Genomic DNA, 21,501 nt, shown 5'->3' on the forward strand with positions numbered 1-21,501 from the left:
ATAAGAGTACAAAAAAATAAAATTTGTTAGTTTTTTTATTTAGGAGGGGAAATGGCTTCAGTAAATATACCATCAACCACAAATCCTGTTGAGTCTCCAGAACAAACAACAAATACGCAAGCAAGCACAGTAGGTTCCGGTAGTAAAGCACAACAACTAAAAAATCGGTACTGTTCATGGAAATTTTGTAAACCTATCCTAATAAGTCTAGGGATCCTTCTCGCCTCCCTAACAACTCTAGGACTAATCATTGTAAGCGGAGTCCCTCTGGGCTTAGGAGTTGGTATTGTTCTTGGTCTACAGATACTACTTGCAATTGCTGCTGTTGTTTTTATTGTGAAGCACTTTAGAGAATTTAAAGCAAATCACGTGAAAATAGTTTAAAAAATCTAGATAAGATCTGAAACTAGTAAAAGCTTTATCTATTCAAAGAATCAAACAAGATAGAGCTTTTATTAAAATAACTAGATCTTCACTTCCTCATCTGGGAAAAATTCCAAGCTTTTATGAAAGGAATTTAAATTTTTAGAAATGTCTTGAATAGCCATCAGAATATCTTGGTTATTTTCTTCTATTTTCTGCTCAATCAATCGAATTGAAGAGATTACTGTAGAATGATCCCTAGAAAAAACATCACCTATTCTCACATAGGATAATGAGAGTTTTTGACGACAAAAGTACATCGCTAACTGACGAGGAAGCACATATTCTCGTGATTGCGAGCGTCCCAAAATACTTTCTTGGGAAACCCCATAATATTGAGCAATATTACGAATAATCTTTAAAGGAGTTAAACGAACACTCCCTGCAGCTTCCAGCACATCTTTTAAAAGAACCTTAATATCATCTTCATATAGCAACTGCTGTGATAGCTTTTTATATATTACTCTCTTTGCCAAAAGATTAAGCGCATGTAATAGAGTTTTTAGATTTGAAGATAGTGTATAAATTAAAAAATCTAATGCAGTTTCTTGAATGCGAATAGATAAACGCTCTACCTGGCGCATTAAAAAATTTCGAAGTCCCTCCTGAATCAAAGGATGAATCGGAATAGCAATTCCCCATTCAAATCTACTAATTAATCTATCCTCAACAGCTTTAAGCTCCGCAGGAGCACAAGATGAAGATATTACTATCAACTTCTGTTCAGAATGGAGAGAATTGAATGTATGGAAAAACTCTTCTTGGGTTGCTGACTTTCCTGAAAACACTTCTATATCTTCAATGAATAAAGCATCAATATTACGATAAAAAGACCGGAATTTCTGCATTTCTCCAGAGCGAATAGCAGAAACCAAGTGCTCTGTAAATAAATCCGAGGAAACATACAATATTTTCCCTCCAGAATCCCGAAGACTACTTACAGCAGCCTGCATTAGGTGAGTTTTTCCGGCCCCTTCAGAACCAAAAAGATAAATCGGATTAAAAGGAGCTCTTCCATGTTCTTCTGAATTTTTTGTAAATTCTTGTAAAACTCGAAAAGGAAGATCATTTTCAGGAGTAACTAAAAAATTAGAAAAGGTCATTTCTGGGTTGACACTTCCATAATGCATAGTGAAGTATGCTGTTTTATCTTGCTGTAATTGCTTTTCCTTATAAAAAGGGGCTGTTTTATCTATGGAAGAAACATGAACCCGAATAGGTTTATTATTATTATTTACAAGACTAGTTTTAACCTTATGCCTTATATGTTCCTCAAACCAAGTAACCTGAAAAGAATCTTGAGCTTCAAGATACAAATTGCAAGCGTCAAAACACAAGACCTTTAATGATCGCAACCACTTGTCTACAGTATTTGTGCCAATTTCTTTTTCTTGTAACAAAAGAAATTCTTCCCATGCTCGCATAACTATGAGCTCATATAAATCGCTTGTTTCAATAAGTCTGTATTAAGACAATCCGATTTTTTTTTCAGTATTATCGATGTTTTTTATTATTTAAAACTACTTCATTTTTAAGATGTTTGCTATCCAATATCTTATTAGTTACCCACTGCTGAACAACTCCTAAAAGCATAGAGGAAAGCCAATAAATATTTAAGCCCGAAGGGAAATTATAAAACATTGCAGTAAATAAAATAGCCATCATATTGCCCATAGTTTGCTGCTGGCGCTGCTGATCTGTAATAGGACCTTTTTTATTATGTAAACTAGTTACCTTCTGTTGTAAGAACATAACTATCCCTAGTAAAATAGGGAGTAGATGAAACTGATTTCCAATAAACCATAGTGATCTCTCCCAAGAAAATAAAACATCAGGAGCTGTTAAATTATCAATCCATCCAGGAATAAATGAAGCTCCTCTTAATAAGAAAGATGACTTTAATAAATCAAACATGGCTATTAAGAAAGGAAGTTGTATTAACAAAGGCAAACACCCTGTAATAGGGTTCACTTTATTTGTCTTATATAAACCCATGATTTCCATTTGAGCTCGTTTAGGCTCATTCTTATATTTTTTCTGAATTTCCTGAATATAAGGAGATAGTATTTGCATACGTCGCATAGAACGTATAGACCATGCATTTAAAGGATAAAGTAATAATTTCAAAAATACCGTTAGTAAAATAATAGAAATTCCCCAGGAATTCGTAATCAAATTAAAGAATTTCATAATAATAAATAACAGTGCAGCAAAAGGAGCTGTGATAAACGCAAAAATTCCACGGAAAGAAATACTCTCAAGGTACTCGGGATTTTCTCCTGTCTCTAAAGTGATTGTCTTATCTAAAACTTTAAGCGTAGGCTCTGCTAAAGGGCCAGCATAAATTAAAAATTGATATGTTCCAGGAGCTTTTGGTAAAGGAAGTAGAGATTCGTACCCAGGATATTTTGATGCTGGGTACGCTTGATTTTTAGGAGAAATAGCAGACAACCTTGTCGGCACAGTATTTCCTGGAATACAAAGCGACCCATAACCAGAAGAAATCTCTGAGGTTGGAGTCAAAATAATACCAAAATATCCATTCGAATTTAAAATCCATTGCGGATAAATACCCCGACGCAAAGCTAAAGGTTCTTTTACTTTTGGAAGTTTGACTTTATCCAAAGATCCTTTATTTTTCTTGATAGTTCTGTATTTAATTGTTGGAACAGAAGCATTTGACATGATTTCTACTTCAGGAATACCTGAAGTAATCCATAGATCCTCAACTTCCTTTGTTAAAGTAACTACAGTTTCAAAAACATAAGGCTTTTCTTCAGGATTCTCTGGAAGTTTATAAACCTTTTGCAGAGATCCATCTAAGCTTTCCAAATGAATTAGGTTAGAGGTATAGGAAAGAATTCGATATCCCAGAGCTAGAGGAGTTGCTAATTCTCTCCCTGAGACTACATTCAATGCATGATATTCCATAGGAGTTAATTTCTTAGGATCATTCAATAGCCCTCTACGTAATAAGGGATAGTATCCTCCAATAGAATTTTTCTCTTGGGAACCGTCAGGAAGTTTTGAAATGACTCCTGGGAAAAAAGCTTCAGGAGAATTACCTGAAGCCAATTCTCTATCAAAACCAATTTCGTTAACAATGCTCTTATCACTTGTTGAGACAAAAGGTAAATTAATACCTTCTATAGAACCACTTTCTTGAGAAACTACAATCTGCATGTACTGATTAAACAAAACATAATGATTCGAAGAATTTGAAGATGTTATAAAATCTTGATCATCAAAGATTACAGCTCGTGTGGTAGGAAGGTCTAGAGAGATTAGTTTTTCTTGTCGCGAATCATAAAGACCTAAAGGAAGATACTCGTTTCCCGATTTCCAAAAAACAAGTGATGTGCCAAAAATAGTACTGTCTTTATTAAAAATTTTCCCGTCAGCATACTCCCCTAAAAATACTAGGGGCTCTTCCTGATTGCGAAATTCAACAACTAGTACAGGTAAACCTTTAACATTGGTAGGAAGAAAAACTTTTCCAACATCGGCATGACTACCGAAGGATCCCTGTTGATGATATAAAGCCACATAAATGTTATCGCAAGTATGAACCTGGTCTACAAAACTCCAAGGTTCCCCAGAAGAATAGATTCCCTGAACAGGGTCTCCATTGTGTAATAAAAATAAACTATTTCCAACACGAACAGCGTAGTTATTTTTTCCCGCTTCACTATCTAGAGTTTTATCCCATGAAGTTACACTTAACCCTACAGATTCTACGGCGGATAATGTCTGTTCTGAAATCCTACGTTGTTTTTCAGCTAAGTTTTTGCAAGAACGGAATTCATTGTAGCCAAAAAAGATTTGGCATCCTACAAAAGCGATTCCGACTAAAGAAACAAAAAGCAAAGTACGTTTATTCATCTGATAAACTCTAAAAATTAAACTTAAGGATTCAAAATATCATAAATCCATATTATCTCCCACAGGAGAATTACTGAATAGAGCGCACTTTATTTTAACTTACTATAAAACGCCAAATTTTAAGTTCAAAAGGTACTACTACTAACTAAATGGTTGTGTAGTGCTGTCGAGCTTTCATCCAACAAACTATTAATAAAATCACACCAAACCCAAATAAAGGTATAGATAAAACCTGACCAATTGTAAGTAAGCAATCTTCTCCCAAAACTTTCCCTTGATAGCTTTTTACATACTCTGCAAAAAAACGAAGTAAGGCAACACCTATACAAACTATAGCAGTTACATATCCTCTCCCTAACTTTAAATAGCGTTTATAAGAAAGGAAATACAAAACTCCAGAAAACACCAAGTAACTTATGCCTTCATAAAGCTGTACGGGATGGACAGGAATCCCTATAACTCCTTGCATAGGATCAGAAAAAACTACCCCCCAAGGCAAAGATGTCGGTGTTCCTACAATTTCTTGATTCCAAAAATTTCCTAGACGAATAAAAAAAGCAGCAATCCCAAATACAGATCCACATAAGTCTGTAAGAAATAAAAAGGTCAACTTCGAAACCTTTCTTTTGTATATTTTGGGAAAAACAGCAGCCCAAAGAATAAAACCAAGAATCCCTCCATGACTAGACAATCCCCCATGCCATATTTTGACGATCTCTTGAGGGTGTTCCAAATAAAAATGCCATCCATAAAAAACCACATAGGCAAGCCTAGCTCCAGAAACAATAAATAAAATAGAATATAAGCAAAAGTATTCTAAAGCATTCCGGAGCTGATTTTTCGAAAAACTCAAACGATCTTGTAAACCATAATAAGAAAGAGCCAAATATCCTCCTAAAAGGCAGGATAAAAAAATCCCGGTAGTAAAAAATAAACCGTACCAAGTCAATCTTATAGGCCATTGTTCTGAAGACCATAAAATTTTTGAGCAATCCCAATGAATTACAGCAATCACATCTTGCATATCTTAATACCAAATAGAAAAAAATCCACAATTCAAGTAAAATAAACCATTTGAAAATAAGTGTAACTCACTATGACGAGAAACATCAAATATTTCTTGATATTATTTCCGGGTATTTTATGGATGATAGCGGGAATAAAGTTGTTATTAAAAGCTGCGACAACCGTTCTTGATCCTACCTCTTCTTTTCTAATTTATTGTCCCATTGCCATGATTTCTTGGGGATTGGCATTGTTGAAATATCACTACCTCTTAAGAAGGACGGTAGAAAAACAACTCATTTTGTCTTCTGAATTTTTTGCAAAAAAAACTACAGTAATCTCGTATATAAAACAGAGTTTTTGCTCTAAAAGGTTTCTGATCATGATCACTATGATTGTTTTTTCCTTAATTCTTCGTCGCTATATTAGCAATATTTATGGGTTATTTATTATTCGAGCTACGATTGGTTATGCTCTCATAAAAACAGCTATCGGTTACTTCTCAAAATTACAAGATAATTTAATTAAGAGTCCTTAGGAAAATCAGCCTTAACTTTATGACAATCATTCATACAGGAACCGATATTATTGAAATTAGTCGAATTCGCAACGCCCTCTCAGTACATGGCAAACGACTTCTTAATAGAATCTTTACTGAAAGAGAACAGACCTATTGTTTACAAAAAACGGATCCCGTACCCTCACTTGCAGGTCGTTTTGCTGGGAAAGAAGCTGTAGCAAAAGCTTTAGGAACCGGAATAGGGGGTGTCGTTGCTTGGAAAGACATTGAAATTTTTATAATAGGCCAAAGACCAGAAGTTGCTCTTCCTCTTCGGGTATATGCAGAAATCGGAATTACAAAAGTTATTCTCTCTATAAGCCACTGTAAACAATATGCCGTAGCGACTGCAATTGCGCTAGCCTAAAAATCTTTCTGCATCCAATGCTGCTATACAACCACTTCCAGCAGAAGTAACCGCTTGACGATAATACTTATCCTGAACATCTCCTGCAGCAAATATTCCAGGAACCGAAGTTTTAGATGTTCCTTTCTCAGTCACAATATAACCTAACTCATCGAGAGCTAATTGTCCTTCAAGAAAATCAGTATTAGGCTTATGTCCTATAGCAAAAAATACTCCGCCAGCTTCTCTAGTAGTTACCTCTTGGGTAGCATTATTTTTAATATCTACGGAACGAACAATAGTATCTCCTGAAATTTTTATAATTTCACTGTTCCATAAAAATGTAATTTTTTCATTTTGACGAGCCTTGGTCTCCATAGTTTTAGATGCTCGTAAAGCGTCTCTACGATGCACTATATATACATGTCTTCCGTAACGTGTTAGGTAAGTAGCTTCTTCTAAAGCAGAATCCCCTCCTCCAATTACATAAAGATCTTTATTTTTAAAAATAGGAGAAGCCCCATCACAAACAGCACAAGCAGTCACGCCTTTTTGCCAAAACTCATTGTCTCCAGCTCCAGGAATGTTCAAACGCTTAGCAGAGGCTCCTGTAGCTATAATACACGCATCACAAGAGTAAGTCGCTTCCTTGGATCTTAAAATAAAAGGACGATTAGACAAGTCTAAAGAAAGTATATCCTCAGCAAATGTCTTAGTTCCAAACCGGACAGCTTGCTCTTTCATGTTATCCATAAGTTTAGGTCCAAGAATTCCTTCAGGAAATCCAGGAAAATTCTCGACCTCTGTTGTGGTCATAAGTTGTCCACCAGCAATGCCGGAAAAAAAACCTTCAAATAAAAAAGGATTTAAAAGCGCTCTTCCAGCATAAATTGCCGCTGTATATCCAGCAGGACCTGAACCAATTATAATTAATCGAGAATGAACCATTGATAACTTCCTCACCTAATTTTAGAAAATTGAGACACTCTTCCTCACTTAGAACTAAAGAAAAAAGGCCTAATTCAAACTGCAGCAATGAGCAACATAGAATCTATGCATCAATCTAAAGATAAAAATATCTTGCTTTTAAACAGCTCTTATCTAGTTTTAACTTATTTAGATTTAAGGCAAAAGCTTGAAATCTTCTGAATTAGACAGGCTATTCGCTCGATATTCACTCAGAAAGCCTTTTATCCATAAAATCAAAATTAATAAGGCATAAAAATAAGGTTCTCATGCCCCTCACTTGGAAACTACAGTTTGATGCCTTTGATCTCTAATATGCAATAAAATTCTCTAAGTATGAATTACGAAAGCTAAAGAAAATGGAGGCATGATCCCTTTAAAAATTAGCACAACCTGTCTTTCCAGAATGCTTAAAAGATATTCGTCACAATGATAGTATAAAAAATCAAACATTGATCCTTTTACATCTATTGAACGAAACCATAGAATTTTACGATTAAATTTGATTATTATAGAACTAATCATCTCGTGGAAGGGAGATCTTGCCTTTTTTAAGGTTTATATTTACACTGTCTTTTTTGACTTTGTAGTTTTTAGGAGAATAGCAATAAATGCCAAAACAAGCTGAATATACTTGGGGGTCTAAAAAAATTCTGGACAATATAGAATGCCTCACAGAAGACGTTGCCGAATTTAAAGATTTGCTTTATACGGCACACAGAATTATTTCGAGCGAAGAAGAATTCGATAATGAAATACAGCCTGGCGCGATCCTAAAAGGTACTGTAGTTGATATTAATAAAGATTTTGTTGTCGTTGATGTCGGTCTTAAGTCGGAGGGAGTTATCCCTATGTCCGAGTTCATAGATTCTTCTGAAGGTTTAGCACTTGGAGCCGAAGTAGAAGTTTATTTAGACCAAGCTGAAGATGAAGAAGGCAAAGTTGTCTTATCTAGAGAGAAAGCCACGCGACAACGTCAGTGGGAATATATCCTAGCTCATTGTGAAGAAGGTTCTATTGTTAAAGGTCAAATTACACGTAAAGTCAAAGGTGGCCTTATTGTCGATATTGGAATGGAAGCTTTCCTACCTGGCTCGCAAATTGACAATAAAAAAATTAAAAATCTAGATGATTACGTGGGCAAAGTCTGCGAGTTTAAGATTTTAAAAATTAATGTTGAACGTCGCAATGTTGTTGTGTCAAGAAGAGAACTACTGGAAGCCGAAAGAATCTCTAAAAAAGCAGAACTCATCGAACAGATTTCAATTGGAGAGTACCGCAAAGGTATTGTTAAGAATATCACTGACTTTGGTGTATTCCTAGATCTTGATGGCATAGATGGTCTTCTTCATATTACTGATATGACTTGGAAACGCATACGCCATCCATCTGAAATGGTCGAATTAAATCAAGAACTAGAAGTTATTATTCTTAGTGTAGACAAAGAAAAGGGACGAGTTGCTCTAGGTCTAAAACAAAAAGAGCATAATCCTTGGGAAGATATAGAGAAAAAATACCCTCCAGGAAAACGTGTAGTTGGTAAAATTGTCAAACTTCTTCCTTACGGAGCTTTCATTGAAATCGAAGAAGGAATTGAAGGCCTTATTCACGTATCTGAAATGTCTTGGGTAAAAAACATCGTAGATCCTAGTGAAGTTGTAAACAAAGGTGATGAAGTTGAAGCTATTGTTTTATCGATCCAAAAAGAGGAAGGAAAGATTTCGTTAGGACTAAAACAAACTGAACACAATCCCTGGGATAATATTGAAGAAAAGTATCCTATTGGTCTCCACGTAAATGCAGAAATCAAAAATCTAACCAACTATGGTGCTTTTGTTGAATTAGAGCCAGGCATTGAAGGCTTAATTCATATTTCCGATATGAGCTGGATTAAAAAAGTTTCTCACCCTTCAGAACTTTTCAAGAAAGGAAGTTCTGTAGAAGCAGTTATTCTATCCGTAGACAAGGAAAGCAAAAAAATTACTTTAGGAGTAAAACAATTAAGTTCGAATCCTTGGAATGAAATTGAAGCTATGTTTCCTGCTGGCACAGTAATTTCAGGAGTTGTTACTAAAATCACTGCCTTCGGGGCCTTTGTTGAACTACAAAATGGTATTGAAGGGTTAATTCATGTTTCAGAACTTTCTGAAAAGCCATTTGCAAAAATTGAAGATATCATCTCTATTGGAGAAACTATTTCTGCAAAAGTAATCAAACTTGATCCAGATCATAAAAAAGTTTCTCTTTCTGTAAAAGAATACTTAGCTGACAATGGCTATGATCAAGACTCTGGAACAGAATTAAACTTTGAGGATTCTCAAAACCCTAAAGAGAGAAAGAAAAAAGGCAAATAGCATCGTGCAAGTAAGCAACAGGATCGTATTATTCAGTTCTAAATAATACGTCCTTAATTTAGCTATGTACTGATTTACTTACTTACAAGAGGAGTATAATGAATAAAAATCTTGTAGCTATTTTTGACTACATGGAGAAAGAAAAAGGCATTCAACGCTCTACTATTATAGGTGCTATTGAATCTGCATTAAAAATTGCAGCTAAAAAAACCTTGCGGGATGATGCAAACATTTCTGTAAATATTAATTCACGAACTGGAGACATTGAAGTTTTTTGTGAAAAAGAAATAGTAGACGTCTGTCAAAATCCTAGCAAAGAAATACCTCTTGATAAAGCTCGAGAATACGATCCCGACTGCCAAATTGGTCAGTATATGGACGTTCCTTTTGTTTCGGATAATTTTGGAAGAATAGCTGCTCATGCAGCTCGACAAATCATCGGTCAAAAATTACGTCACGCTGAAAGAGATGTTATTTATGAAGAGTATCGTCATCGAGTGAATGAAATTTTATCAGGAGTGGTTAAACGTTTTGCCAAAGGTTCTAACTTAATTATTGATTTAGGAAAAGTCGAAGCAATTCTTCCTACGCGATTTTATCCTAAAACAGAAAAACACAAGATTGGCGATAAAATCTACGCCCTACTCTATGAAGTTCAAGAGTCAGAAAACGGTGGAGCCGAAGTTATTCTTAGTCGCAGTCATGCAGAATTTGTTAAGCAACTGTTCGTTCAAGAAGTTCCAGAACTAGAGGAAGGCTCTGTTGAAATCGTTAAGATAGCTCGTGAAGCAGGATATCGTACTAAACTAGCAGTTAGATCATCTGATCCTAAAACTGATCCTGTTGGAGCTTTTGTGGGTATGAGGGGCTCTCGAGTAAAAAATATCATCCGAGAATTGAATGATGAGAAAATTGATATTGTCAATTACTCGCCTATATCCACTGAACTCTTGCAAAATCTGCTTTATCCTATAGAAATCCAAAAGATTGCTATTCTTGAAGATGATAAGGTAATTGCAATTGTAGTTAATGATGCAGACTACGCTACTGTTATTGGCAAGCGAGGAATCAATGCCCGTTTAATTAGCCAAATTCTAGACTACGAACTCGAAGTACAACGAATGAGTGAGTATAATAAGCTGCTAGAAATTCAACGCCTCCAATTAGCAGAATTCGATAGTCCTTATCTAGATCAGCCTTTAGAAATGGAAGGGACTAGCAAGTTAGTCATCCAAAATTTAGAACACGCTGGATACGATACAATTAGAAAAGTATTATTAGCGAGTGCTAATGATCTGGCATCTGTTCCTGGGATCAGTTTAGAGCTTGCTTATAAGATCCTTGAACAAGTCAGCAAATATGGAGAAAGTAAAGTTGACGAAAAACCTAAAATTGAAGATTAAAAATGCTCAATTAACAAAAGCTGCTGGGCTGGATAAACTAAAACAAAAGCTTGCTCAAGCAGGATCTTCTGAACCTAAATCTTGTGCAGAAAAATCTTCTATAAAAGAAAAGTCTGTTAAGGTAGGTACTATTGCAAATCCTAATGCAACTGTAAATACAGAATTAGCTCCAGCTGAGCCTACTTCACGTCGCATTCGTGCCAAAAATCGTTCATCGTTCTCAGCTGAGGAAGAGTCTTCTGCTCTAGCTTCATTGGATAAATCTGAAAATTCTTCCGTATCAATAACGGATCCTGAGCCTCAGATAGAAATAATTGACGAGGTTATAGAAGAAAGTCCTATCGTTAATCAGTTTACAGAAGTTCCTTCAGAGGAATCCAACATCCCTGAACCAATAGTTAAAGAAGAAGAACCAGAGCCTAAGTTTGTGAAGCCTGTTGAGCCTAAAAATGTTGTTATGATTAAATCTAAGTTTGGCCCTACAGGTAAACATATTAATCATCTACTTGCAAAAACATTTAAGGCTCCTAATAAAGAAGAGAAGTCTGGAACCGGATCAAAAAGTACGAAACCAGTCTCTGGAGATAAAACCGCCAAACCAGGATCTTCTGAAACTGTTGAATCAAACAATCGAGAAAAACAATTCAATCCTACAAGTCGTACTTCGCCATCCGCTCCAAGAAGAGACATTGGGAAAAAACCCCTTACAGATTTTCGTGACCGCACTAAAAAATCAGATGATAGTGTTAAAGTGTTTACAGGAAGAGATCGCTATGGGTTAAATGAAGGTGGAGAAGAAGATAGATGGCGTAAAAAACGTGTTTATAAGCAAAAAAAACACTACGATGAAGCCTCAATTCAACGCCCTACACATATTAAAATTTCCTTGCCAATTACTGTAAAAGATCTAGCTGCAGAGATGAAGCTAAAAGCTTCGGAAGTTATCCAAAAGCTATTCATTCACGGAATGACTTACGTAGTCAATGATGTTCTAGATAGTGAAACTACAGTACAGTTTATCGGCTTAGAGTTTGGATGTACGATTGATATTGATTATTCTGAACAAGACAAATTATGTTTAAGTTATGATACGGTGAAAGAAGAAATTCAATCTACAGATCCTAACAAACTTGTTATTCGTTCCCCTATTGTAGCGTTTATGGGACATGTGGACCATGGAAAAACTACGCTAATTGACTCCTTAAGAAAAAGTAACATTGCAGCAACAGAAGCTGGTGCCATTACACAACACATGGGAGCCTTTTGTTGTACAACACCAGTTGGTGACATAACCATTTTAGATACTCCCGGTCATGAAGCCTTCTCAGCAATGCGAGCTCGAGGAGCTGAAGTTTGCGACATTGTTGTACTTGTAGTCGCTGGAGATGAAGGAATTAAAGAACAGACTATCGAGGCTATCGAACATGCAAAAGCTGCTAATATTGCTATTGTTGTAGCTATCAATAAATGTGATAAACCTAACTTTAATTCAGAAACAGTTTATAGACAGCTTGCAGAAATTAATCTTTTGCCCGAAGCCTGGGGAGGAACTACTGTCACAATAAATACTTCGGCAAAAACAGGAGAAGGTCTTCCAGAGCTTTTAGAAATGCTAGCCTTACAGGCAGAAATCTTGGAATTAAAAGCTGATCCTTTAGCTCGTGCACGAGGACTCGTTATTGAATCAGAATTACATAAAGGTCTGGGACCTGTTGCGACTATTTTAATTCAAAACGGAAGCTTGAGACTTGGAGAGGCTCTAGTATTTAACGATTGCTACGGCAAAGTTAAGACCATGCATAATGAACATAATCAATTGATGCAAGAAGCTGGGCCATCTGTTCCAGTTCTAATTACAGGACTATCAGATATCCCTAAAGCAGGAGATCCCTTCTTTGTTGTTAAAAATGAGAAAACCGCTAAAGACATTATTCAAGCTAGATCTGTAGGTCAACAGCGTTTTGCTTTACAACAAAAGAAACGACCTAATTTTGATTCTATGTTACAAAATAAAAAGACATTAAAGCTAATGGTCAAGGCAGATGTACAAGGATCCATAGAGGCATTAGTAAGTTCGATATCTAAGATTAAGTCTGAAAAGGTTGACGTTGAGGTTTTAACAAGTAGCGTAGGTGAAATTTCAGAGTCAGACATTCGTTTAGCTGCAGCTTCTAAAGCAGTAATCCTTGGTTTTCATACAGGAATAGAAAGTCACGCTGAGCCTTTAATTAAGAGCTTAGGAGTGCAAATTGAGCTTTTCAGTGTTATTTATCATGCTATAGATGCGATTAAAGAAATAATGACTTCTCTATTAGATCCTATTGCTGAAGAAAAAGATGAGGGTTCCGCTGAAATTAAGGAAATCTTTAAATCTTCACAAGTAGGGTCTATTTACGGTTGCATAGTTACTGAAGGAATTATGACTCGCAATCATAAAGTCCGTGTCCTACGCAATAAAGAAATTCTTTGGAAAGGCACGCTTTCGTCATTAAAACGAGTTAAAGAGGATGTTAAAGAAGTTCGCAAAGGCTTAGAGTGCGGAATTTTACTAGAGGGATATCAACAAGCTCAAGTAGGTGATGTTCTACAATGTTATGAAGTTATCTATCACCCACAAAAACTATAACTTGAAGTACTGTATGACAGAAAGTAGGCGTATTAAACGGGTAAATGCTTTGCTCCAAGAAGCTATTGCTAAGGTGATTTTAAAAGACGTTAAGCACCCCAAAATTTCTAATCTTTGGATTACGGTTACTCGTGTTTCCCTATCCAAAGATTTGCATTCTGCGCGTGTTTATGTATCTGTTATGCCGCATGAGAATACCAAAGAAGAAGCTTTAGGAGCTCTAAAAGCATCTGCTGGTTTTATTGCTCATAAGGCTTCAAAAAATGTAGTACTTAAATATTTTCCAGAACTTCATTTTTATATCGATGATATTTTTTCTCCTCAAGATTATATAGAAAACCTGCTCTGGCAGATTCAAGAGAAAGAAAAGAGTTAGCAGACTGTATTTTTTTGGAATCTGAACATTATTAAAGACATTACTATGGATCTCGCAGTAGAATTAAAAGAGGGTATTCTTCTTGTAGACAAGCCTCAAGGTAGAACTTCATTTAGCCTTATTCGTGCTTTAACCAAGTTAATAGGCGTTAAAAAAATTGGTCATGCAGGAACTCTAGATCCTTTTGCTACTGGCGTTATGGTCATGTTGATTGGCCGAAAGTTTACAAGGCTTTCCGATATTTTACTTTTTGAAGATAAGGAATATGAAGCTATTGCTCATTTAGGAACTACTACCGATTCATATGATTGTGATGGTAAAGTAGTAGGGAGATCTAAGAAGATTCCTAGCTCTGAAGAAATTTTATCTGCTGCTGAATATTTTCAAGGAGAGATTCAGCAACTCCCCCCAATGTTTTCCGCAAAAAAAGTCCAAGGAAAAAAGCTATACGAGTATGCTAGAAAAGGCTTGTCTATAGAACGCAACCATTCTACAGTGCAAGTCCATTTAGAAATTACTAAATATGAGTATCCTTTATTACATTTTCTAGTGCGCTGCAGTAAAGGAACTTATATTCGCAGCATTGCTCACGAACTCGGGACTATGTTGGGTTGTGGAGCTTATCTTAAACAATTACGCCGTTTACGTAGTGGAGGTTTTTCGATAGATCAATGTATCGACGGGAACCTATTAGACTATCCTGATTTCGATATTTCTCCCTACTTAAGAGATACCCATGGAAATAGCCTATAGTTTAGCGTCTTCTTTTTCTATAGATTCTGTAACTGTAGGTTTCTTCGACGGATGCCATCTAGGGCACAGCAAGCTTTTATCTGTTCTCACGTCTTACCCTGGATCCTCAGGAATTATTACTTTTGATACTCATCCGCAAAAAGTACTTTCTTTAGCCCCTATTAAACTGATTAATACAACAGACGAGCGCCTCAATTTGTTACAAATGGTCCCAGTAGACTGGTTAGGAGTCCTTACTTTTGATGAAAATTTTGCACACCAATCTGCCAAAGAATTTATCTCATTACTATATGATAGTTTAAAATGTAAACGCCTGATCTTAGGTTATGATTCTTGTATAGGAAAAGAAAAGCAGAATGATACGCATGTTCTTCGCTCTCTAGGTAAATCATTTGATATAGAGATTATTAGAGTTCCTCCCTACCACATTGGTGAAGTTGTTGTCTCTAGTAAAGTAATCCGTCAGTTTCTTATTGAAGGGAACCTTGAGCTTGCTAAGCGTTTTTTAGGTCGCCCCTATAAACTATCTGGAATAATAACTAAAGGCTCGGGAATAGGAAGTACTTTAGGATTTCCTACTATAAATCTTCGTGTGGAAGAAAGCCTACTTCCTTTTGGAGTTTATGCTTGTGAAGTGCTTTATGAAGGTACGATACGTTTAGGTATTATGAATTTAGGAACTGCCCCGACGTTCGGAAGGGAGTCCTTATGTCTAGAAGCCCATATTTTTTCCTTTTCTCAAAATCTATATGGGGAAAAAGTAAGCATCATTCCTAGAAAATTTCTTAGAAAAGAACAGAAATTTCAATCCCAAGAAGCTTTAACAAAAGCAATTGAACAAGATATTCTACATGCTCAGAATTTTTTTAATTATGAAGAAAGAGGATAGTATCGCCATCGTGGACTATGTAATCGCGTCCTTCTATGCGTAATTTCCCAAGCTCACGAGCTCCTGCTCGCCCCCCACATTCTACCATATCCTCGAAAGTAATCACTTCTGCACGTATAAAGCCCTTTTGAATATCCGTATGAATTTCTCCAGCCGCCTCCCAAGCAGAAGACCCTTTCGCTACTGTCCATGCTCGAGTTTCCTGAGGACCTGTAGTAAAATAAGAGATAAGTCCTAGAGTATCATAAGCAGCGAGCACTAATCTGTGCAATCCTGATTTTTCAAGACCCAAGCTTAAAAGAAACTCTAAACGTTCTTCAAGAGGTAATGAGACTATTTCTTCTTCTAGACGAACACAGATAGGGACGACCTGTGCATTTTCTTTAGATGCAATTTGCCTAACAGCAGCAACATAATCATTAGTCATATTTGGGAGCGAGCCCTCATCCACATTAGCTATATAAAACATAGGCTTCATCGTTAAAAATGGATAGGGCTTCAAGGCTATAATTTGTTCTGAACTCAAATCCAAAATACGTAAAGGTAACCCCATTTCTAAATGAGCAATAATTTTATCAAATAAAGGCAACAGAGCTCCGACTTCACGTTTTCCTTTAGATAATTTTTCTAGTTTACTACGAATACTAGTTGCTGAGGAAAAGTCAGAAAATATCAACTCTAAATTAATAACTTCAATATCTTCAATAGGATTGACGTTTCCAGACACATGGGTTACATCGGAATCATCGAAGCACCGCACTACATGAGCAATCGCATGAGTTTCTCGAATATGGGAAAGAAATCGATTCCCTAGACCAGCACCATCTGAAGCTCCTTTAACCAGACCCGCAATATCTACAAATTTCATATCTGCATAAACAATCTTCTGACTTTGGCTAATCTTAGCTAGGGTTTCTAGTCTTCCATCAATAACAGGAACAACGCCAATGTTAGGATCAATAGTACAGAACGGATAGTTACAAGAAGCTACTTGAGCTCCTGTTAAAGCATTAAACAAGCCAGATTTTCCTACATTAGGAAGCCCTATAATTCCACATTCAGTATGACTCATAAAATATCTAATATTAAAAATAACGACACGCTTTCTTGCAATCTAGAAAGATGTTTTCATAGTTTGGAAAAAAGCACAGTAATTAGAAACACGTCATATTCAAAACCAAAATTAGTTTGAAGATGGCAAAAAACGATTATAATCCATTGAAGTTTTCCCTACCTAATACTTTCTTCATATGTAACAATCTTAAAATTCCCTAAAATATTGGGAGCTCAGATGAATTTTCAACTTTGTTCTTTCTTTGTCGTATTCTTCTTTTCTCTAAGAGAGTGATTTTACAACCTTATTAAGAACAAAACATATAGGCTTCGCTCTTGAGAAAAACAAGAGCATAAGGTAATTTGCAGATAATTCCGAATATAGTCTTCTTAATCGAACCTTGGCAATAGCATGGGTGAAAAAACAGAAAAGGCCACCCCGAAGCGACTTAGAGATGCTCGGAAAAAAGGGCAAGTAGCAAAATCTCAAGATTTTCCTTCTGCTGTTACTTTTATTGTCTCGATGTTCACGGCTTTCTCCTTATCGACCTTTTTTTTTAAGCATTTAGGCGGTTTTCTTGTTTCTATGCTTTCCCAAGCTCCTACTCGCCATGATCCTGTAATTACTCTATTTTATCTTAAAAATTGTCTTCTTCTCATTTTAACAGCATCTCTTCCTCTTTTGGGAGCTGTTGCTGTTGTTGGTGTTATCGTAGGTTTTCTTATTGTAGGCCCTACATTTTCTACTGAGGTTTTTAAACCAGACATTAAGAAATTCAATCCCATTGATAATATCAAACAAAAATTTAAAATAAAAACTCTTATAGAACTGATTAAATCAGTTTTAAAAATTTTTGGAGCTGCCTTAATTCTATATATAACTTTAAAAAGCAAAGTCTCATTAATTATAGAAACCGCCGGGGTTTCCCCTGTGATTACGGCTCAAATCTTTAAAGAGATTTTCTACAAAGCAGTGACCTCGATAGGAATTTTCTTTTTAATCGTTGCTGTTCTCGACCTTGTATATCAACGCCATAATTTCGCTAAGGAATTAAAAATGGAGAAGTTTGAGGTTAAGCAAGAATTTAAAGATACAGAGGGTAATCCAGAGATTAAAGGTCGTCGGCGACAGATTGCTCAAGAAATTGCCTATGAAGATTCGTCATCGCAAGTAAAACATGCGAGTACTGTAGTCTCGAATCCTAAAGATATAGCTGTTGCTATCGGCTATATGCCTGAAAAATACAAAGCCCCATGGATCATTGCTATGGGGATTAATTTACGAGCTAAAAGGATCCTTAATGAAGCTGAGAAGTACGGTATTCCTATTATGCGTAATGTGCCTTTAGCACATCAACTTTTGGATGAAGGGAAAGAGTTGAAATTTATTCCTGAATCCACTTATGAAGCTATTGGAGAAATCCTTCTTTATATTACTTCACTTAATGCACAAAATCCTAATAACCAAAATACTAACCAACCTGACCACTTATAATGAATAAGCTACTTAATTTCGTCAGTAGAACACTTGGTGGCGATGCCGCCTTAAATATGATCAATAAGTCGAGCGATCTCCTTCTTGCTATTTGGATGATGGGTGTTGTCTTGATGATCATCATTCCTTTGCCTCCGCCTATCGTCGACTTAATGATCACGATCAATTTGTCGATATCAGTATTTTTATTGATGGTGGCTCTCTATATTCCAAGTGCCTTACAATTGTCCGTATTCCCCTCGTTATTGCTCATCACGACTATGTTCCGTTTGGGGATTAATATTTCCTCCTCTCGGCAAATTCTGCTTAAAGCATATGCCGGTCATGTAATTCAAGCTTTTGGAGACTTTGTAGTTGGAGGGAACTATGTAGTTGGCTTTATTATCTTCCTGATTATTACGATCATTCAGTTTATCGTAGTGACGAAGGGTGCAGAGCGAGTTGCTGAAGTTGCTGCTCGATTTCGATTGGATGCGATGCCTGGCAAACAGATGGCGATTGATGCGGACTTACGCGCTGGTATGATTGATGCCACACAAGCCCGTGATAAGCGAGCTCAAATCCAAAAGGAAAGTGAACTCTATGGAGCTATGGACGGTGCCATGAAGTTCATCAAAGGGGACGTTATTGCTGGTATTGTAATCTCCTTAATCAACATTGTTGGTGGATTGACAATTGGCGTTGCAATGCATGGCATGGATTTAGCTCAAGCAGCTCATGTTTATACCCTTTTGTCTATTGGGGATGGTTTAGTCTCACAAATTCCTTCCCTTTTGATTGCCCTAACAGCAGGTATAGTAACTACTCGTGTTTCAAGTGACAAAAACACCAACTTAGGCAAAGAAATTTCTACACAGTTGGTTAAAGAACCACGGGCTCTGCTCCTTGCAGGTGCTGCTACTTTAGGGGTTGGTTTCTTTAAAGGCTTTCCTCTATGGTCTTTCTCGATTTTAGCTGCAATTTTTGTTGCTCTTGGGATTCTTTTGATGACTAAAAAATCTTCGGCAGCCAAAAAAGGTGGTGCTGCAGGAGCTTCCACAACCGTAGGTGCTGCTAGCGAAGGTGCTGCTGCTGCTGGGGATAACCCTGACGACTATTCTCTAACTCTACCTGTAATTCTAGAACTCGGAAAAGATCTATCCAAGCTTATCCAAAACAAGACAAAATCAGGGCAAAGTTTTATTGATGATATGATTCCCAAAATGCGACAAGCTCTCTATCAAGACATTGGGATTCGCTATCCTGGTATTCATGTTCGAACAGATTCCCCTTCTTTGGAGGGCTATGACTATATGATTCTTCTTAATGAAGTTCCTTATGTCCGAGGTAAAATTCCTCCGAATCACGTATTGACTAATGAAGTTGAAGACAATCTAAGCCGTTATAATTTGCCTTTCATTACCTATAAAAACGCTGCGGGTCTACCTTCAGCATGGGTCAGCGAAGATGCTAAAGCTATTCTTGATAAGGCTGCAATTAAGTATTGGTCTCCCCTTGAAGTGATTATCCTTCACCTCTCTTACTTTTTCCATAAAAGCTCTCAGGAATTTTTAGGGATCCAAGAAGTGCGTTCTATGATTGAATTTATGGAACGCTCATTCCCTGACTTAGTTAAAGAGGTCACAAGGCTGATTCCACTTCAAAAGCTTACTGAGATCTTTAAGAGATTAGTCCAAGAACAAATTTCAATTAAAGACCTTCGCACTATCTTAGAATCTCTAAGTGAATGGGCTCAAACCGAAAAAGACACTGTTCTGCTTACAGAATATGTACGATCTTCTCTAAAGCTTTATATCAGCTTCAAGTTCTCTCAAGGTCAATCTGCAATTTCTGTTTACCTCTTAGACCCAGAAATTGAAGAAATGATTCGTGGAGCAATTAAGCAAACTTCAGCAGGTTCTTATCTTGCTTTGGATCCTGATTCTGTAAACCTGATCTTAAAATCCATGAGAAATACAATTACGCCAACTCCTGCAGGAGGTCAACCACCAGTATTATTGACAGCAATTGACGTAAGAAGATATGTACGAAAATTAATAGAAACAGAATTTCCTGATATTGCTGTGATTTCCTACCAAGAAATCCTACCAGAAATCCGCATCCAACCTTTGGGAAGAATTCAGATTTTCTAATTGATACGTTGTCAGTCATAGGAGGCATATGGCAGCATCAGGAGGCACAGGAGGTTTAGGAGGCACTCAAAACGTCAACCTTGCTGCTGTAGAAGCTGCAGCTGCAAAAGCAGATGCCGCAGAAGTTATAGCCAGTCAAGAAGGCTCTGAGATGAATATAGTCCAGCAATCTCAAGACATGACAAATCCTGCAGCAGCAACACGAACTAGAAAAAAAGAAGAAAAATTCAAAACTTTAGAATCACGAAAAAAAAGTGAAGCAGGCAAGACAGAGAAAAAAGCTGAGACTACGGAAGATAAGTCTGATGCAGATCTTGCTGATAAATATACTGCTGGTAATTCCGAAATTTCTGGTCAAGAACTTCGTGGATTACACGATACTTTAAGTGATGATTCCTCGCCTGAAGAAATTCTTTCTATTCTAAAAGATAAAATCAAAGATCCAGCTCTACAATCCCTAGCTTTGGATTATCTTGTTCAAACGACGTCTTCAACTCGTGGTAAATTAAAAGATGCTCTTATCGAAGCAAGAAATACCCATACAGAACAACTGGGACGAACAGCAATCGGTGGAAAGAATATACTGTTTGCCTCACAAGAGTATGCAGAACAACTTAATGTATCCCCTTCAGGGCTGCGTTCTTTATATTTAGAAGTTACTGGGAATACACATACCTGCGACCAGTTGCTCTCTATGCTTCAAGACCGTTATACATACAAAGATATGGCAATTGTTAGTTCTTTTTTAATGAAAGGAATGTCTACAGAATTAAAAAGACTAGGTCCCTATGTGCCTGGAGCTCAGTTGCAAGTACTCATGACAGAAACTCGCAATTTGCAAGCTGTTCTTACCTCATATGATTATTTCGAAGCTCGAGTCCCTGTTCTATTGGATAGCTTAAAAGCTGAAGGGATTCAAGTCCCCGAAAATATAAATTTTGTTAAGGTTGCTGAGTCTTTTCATAAAGTCATTAATGATAAGTTTCCAACAGCATCTAAGATAGAACGAGAGGTTCGTTCTCTTATAGGAGACGATACTGAATCTGTTACCGGAGTCTTAAACCTATTCTTTACAGCGTTACGTCAAACTTCATCACGTCTGTTCTCGTCAGCAGATAAACGCCAACAGTTGGGAGCTATGATGGCGAATGCTTTAGATTCTGTAAATATAAGTAATGAAGATTACCCTAAAGCCTCCGATTTCCCGAAACCATATCCTTGGTCATGATGTAAAAAAGG

The 21,501-nt window shown here is 36.6% G+C and carries 17 protein-coding genes; 12 read left to right on the forward strand and 5 right to left on the reverse strand.

All coding sequences use genetic code 11. The features are described 5' to 3' along the window. Positions 1–51: 51 nt before the first annotated feature. Complete coding sequence (locus C834KP_RS01385; protein ID WP_108896417.1) at positions 52–384, forward strand: hypothetical protein; 333 nt, start codon at positions 52–54, stop codon at positions 382–384. Between the two features lie 80 nt (positions 385–464). On the opposite strand, the gene dnaA is transcribed toward C834KP_RS01385, so the two are convergent. The 3 genes from dnaA to C834KP_RS01400 all read right to left on the reverse strand — a co-directional run bounded on the left by dnaA (position 465) and on the right by C834KP_RS01400 (position 5,317). Then, positions 465–1,847: a chromosomal replication initiator protein DnaA gene (gene dnaA / locus C834KP_RS01390; RefSeq protein WP_108896418.1), complete on the reverse strand. Its 1,383-nt coding sequence runs from the start codon at positions 1,845–1,847 to the stop codon at positions 465–467. Between the two features lie 70 nt (positions 1,848–1,917). Beyond that, positions 1,918–4,305 carry a membrane protein insertase YidC gene (gene yidC, locus C834KP_RS01395; protein WP_108896419.1) on the reverse strand — a complete coding sequence of 796 codons (2,388 nt, stop codon included), beginning with the start codon at positions 4,303–4,305 and terminating at the stop codon, positions 1,918–1,920. A 145-nt stretch (positions 4,306–4,450) separates the two neighbouring features. After that, positions 4,451–5,317, reverse strand: a complete 867-nt coding sequence (locus C834KP_RS01400) for a prolipoprotein diacylglyceryl transferase (RefSeq protein ID WP_108897125.1) — start codon at positions 5,315–5,317, stop codon at positions 4,451–4,453. Between the two features lie 84 nt (positions 5,318–5,401). Here C834KP_RS01400 and C834KP_RS01405 point away from each other — a divergent pair, with 84 nt between their 5' ends. Further along, positions 5,402–5,848, forward strand: coding sequence for a hypothetical protein (locus C834KP_RS01405; RefSeq protein WP_108896420.1), 447 nt, complete (start codon positions 5,402–5,404; stop codon positions 5,846–5,848). 19 nt (positions 5,849–5,867) lie between these two features. Further along, positions 5,868–6,236 (forward strand): holo-ACP synthase, encoded by a 369-nt coding sequence (gene acpS / locus C834KP_RS01410; RefSeq protein WP_108896421.1) that lies wholly within the window; start codon positions 5,868–5,870, stop codon positions 6,234–6,236. Here acpS and trxB read toward each other — a convergent pair. Next, positions 6,228–7,163, reverse strand: coding sequence for a thioredoxin-disulfide reductase (trxB, locus tag C834KP_RS01415; protein ID WP_108896422.1), 936 nt, complete (start codon positions 7,161–7,163; stop codon positions 6,228–6,230). The two genes, acpS and trxB, sit on opposite strands and share 9 nt — an antisense overlap. Positions 7,164–7,792: 629 nt before the next feature. On the opposite strand from trxB, the gene rpsA reads away from it, so the two are divergent. The 6 genes from rpsA (at position 7,793) to C834KP_RS01450 (ending at position 15,582) form a co-directional block, all read left to right on the forward strand. Next, on the forward strand, positions 7,793–9,535 hold the full coding sequence (rpsA, locus tag C834KP_RS01425; RefSeq protein WP_108896424.1) for a 30S ribosomal protein S1: 1,743 nt from the start codon (positions 7,793–7,795) through the stop codon (positions 9,533–9,535). A 98-nt stretch (positions 9,536–9,633) separates the two neighbouring features. Then, entirely contained in the window at positions 9,634–10,938 is a 1,305-nt protein-coding gene (nusA, locus tag C834KP_RS01430; RefSeq protein ID WP_108896425.1) for a transcription termination factor NusA, read from the forward strand. Continuing rightward, positions 10,895–13,564: a translation initiation factor IF-2 gene (gene infB / locus C834KP_RS01435; RefSeq protein ID WP_108896426.1), complete on the forward strand. Its 2,670-nt coding sequence runs from the start codon at positions 10,895–10,897 to the stop codon at positions 13,562–13,564. The genes nusA and infB overlap by 44 nt, the downstream gene beginning before the upstream one ends. Positions 13,565–13,577: 13 nt before the next feature. Then, on the forward strand, positions 13,578–13,940 hold the full coding sequence (rbfA, locus tag C834KP_RS01440) for a 30S ribosome-binding factor RbfA (RefSeq protein ID WP_108896427.1): 363 nt from the start codon (positions 13,578–13,580) through the stop codon (positions 13,938–13,940). Positions 13,941–13,985: 45 nt separating this feature from the next. Continuing rightward, complete coding sequence (truB, locus tag C834KP_RS01445; protein WP_108896428.1) at positions 13,986–14,693, forward strand: tRNA pseudouridine(55) synthase TruB; 708 nt, start codon at positions 13,986–13,988, stop codon at positions 14,691–14,693. Continuing rightward, positions 14,677–15,582, forward strand: coding sequence for a bifunctional riboflavin kinase/FAD synthetase (locus C834KP_RS01450; RefSeq protein WP_108896429.1), 906 nt, complete (start codon positions 14,677–14,679; stop codon positions 15,580–15,582). Before truB ends, C834KP_RS01450 begins: the two co-directional genes overlap by 17 nt. Here the strand turns inward: C834KP_RS01450 and ychF are convergent. After that, complete coding sequence (ychF, locus tag C834KP_RS01455; RefSeq protein ID WP_108896430.1) at positions 15,560–16,654, reverse strand: redox-regulated ATPase YchF; 1,095 nt, start codon at positions 16,652–16,654, stop codon at positions 15,560–15,562. The two genes, C834KP_RS01450 and ychF, sit on opposite strands and share 23 nt — an antisense overlap. Before the next feature lie 393 nt (positions 16,655–17,047). On the opposite strand from ychF, the gene sctU reads away from it, so the two are divergent. From sctU to sctW, 3 genes are read left to right on the forward strand one after another with little or no spacing between them, the layout of a single operon-like run. Beyond that, the gene (gene sctU, locus C834KP_RS01460) at positions 17,048–18,130 is read left to right on the forward strand and encodes a type III secretion system export apparatus subunit SctU (RefSeq protein WP_108896431.1); all 1,083 of its coding nucleotides are present in this window, start codon (positions 17,048–17,050) and stop codon (positions 18,128–18,130) included. Then, positions 18,130–20,262: a type III secretion system export apparatus subunit SctV gene (gene sctV, locus C834KP_RS01465; RefSeq protein ID WP_108896432.1), complete on the forward strand. Its 2,133-nt coding sequence runs from the start codon at positions 18,130–18,132 to the stop codon at positions 20,260–20,262. Before sctU ends, sctV begins: the two co-directional genes overlap by 1 nt. Before the next feature lie 28 nt (positions 20,263–20,290). Continuing rightward, positions 20,291–21,490 (forward strand): type III secretion system gatekeeper subunit SctW, encoded by a 1,200-nt coding sequence (gene sctW / locus C834KP_RS01470; RefSeq protein WP_108896433.1) that lies wholly within the window; start codon positions 20,291–20,293, stop codon positions 21,488–21,490. Positions 21,491–21,501: the final 11 nt, after the last annotated feature.

Origin of the sequence: Chlamydia serpentis (assembly GCF_900239945.1) — a bacterium.
Classification (GTDB): domain Bacteria; phylum Chlamydiota; class Chlamydiia; order Chlamydiales; family Chlamydiaceae; genus Chlamydia; species Chlamydia serpentis.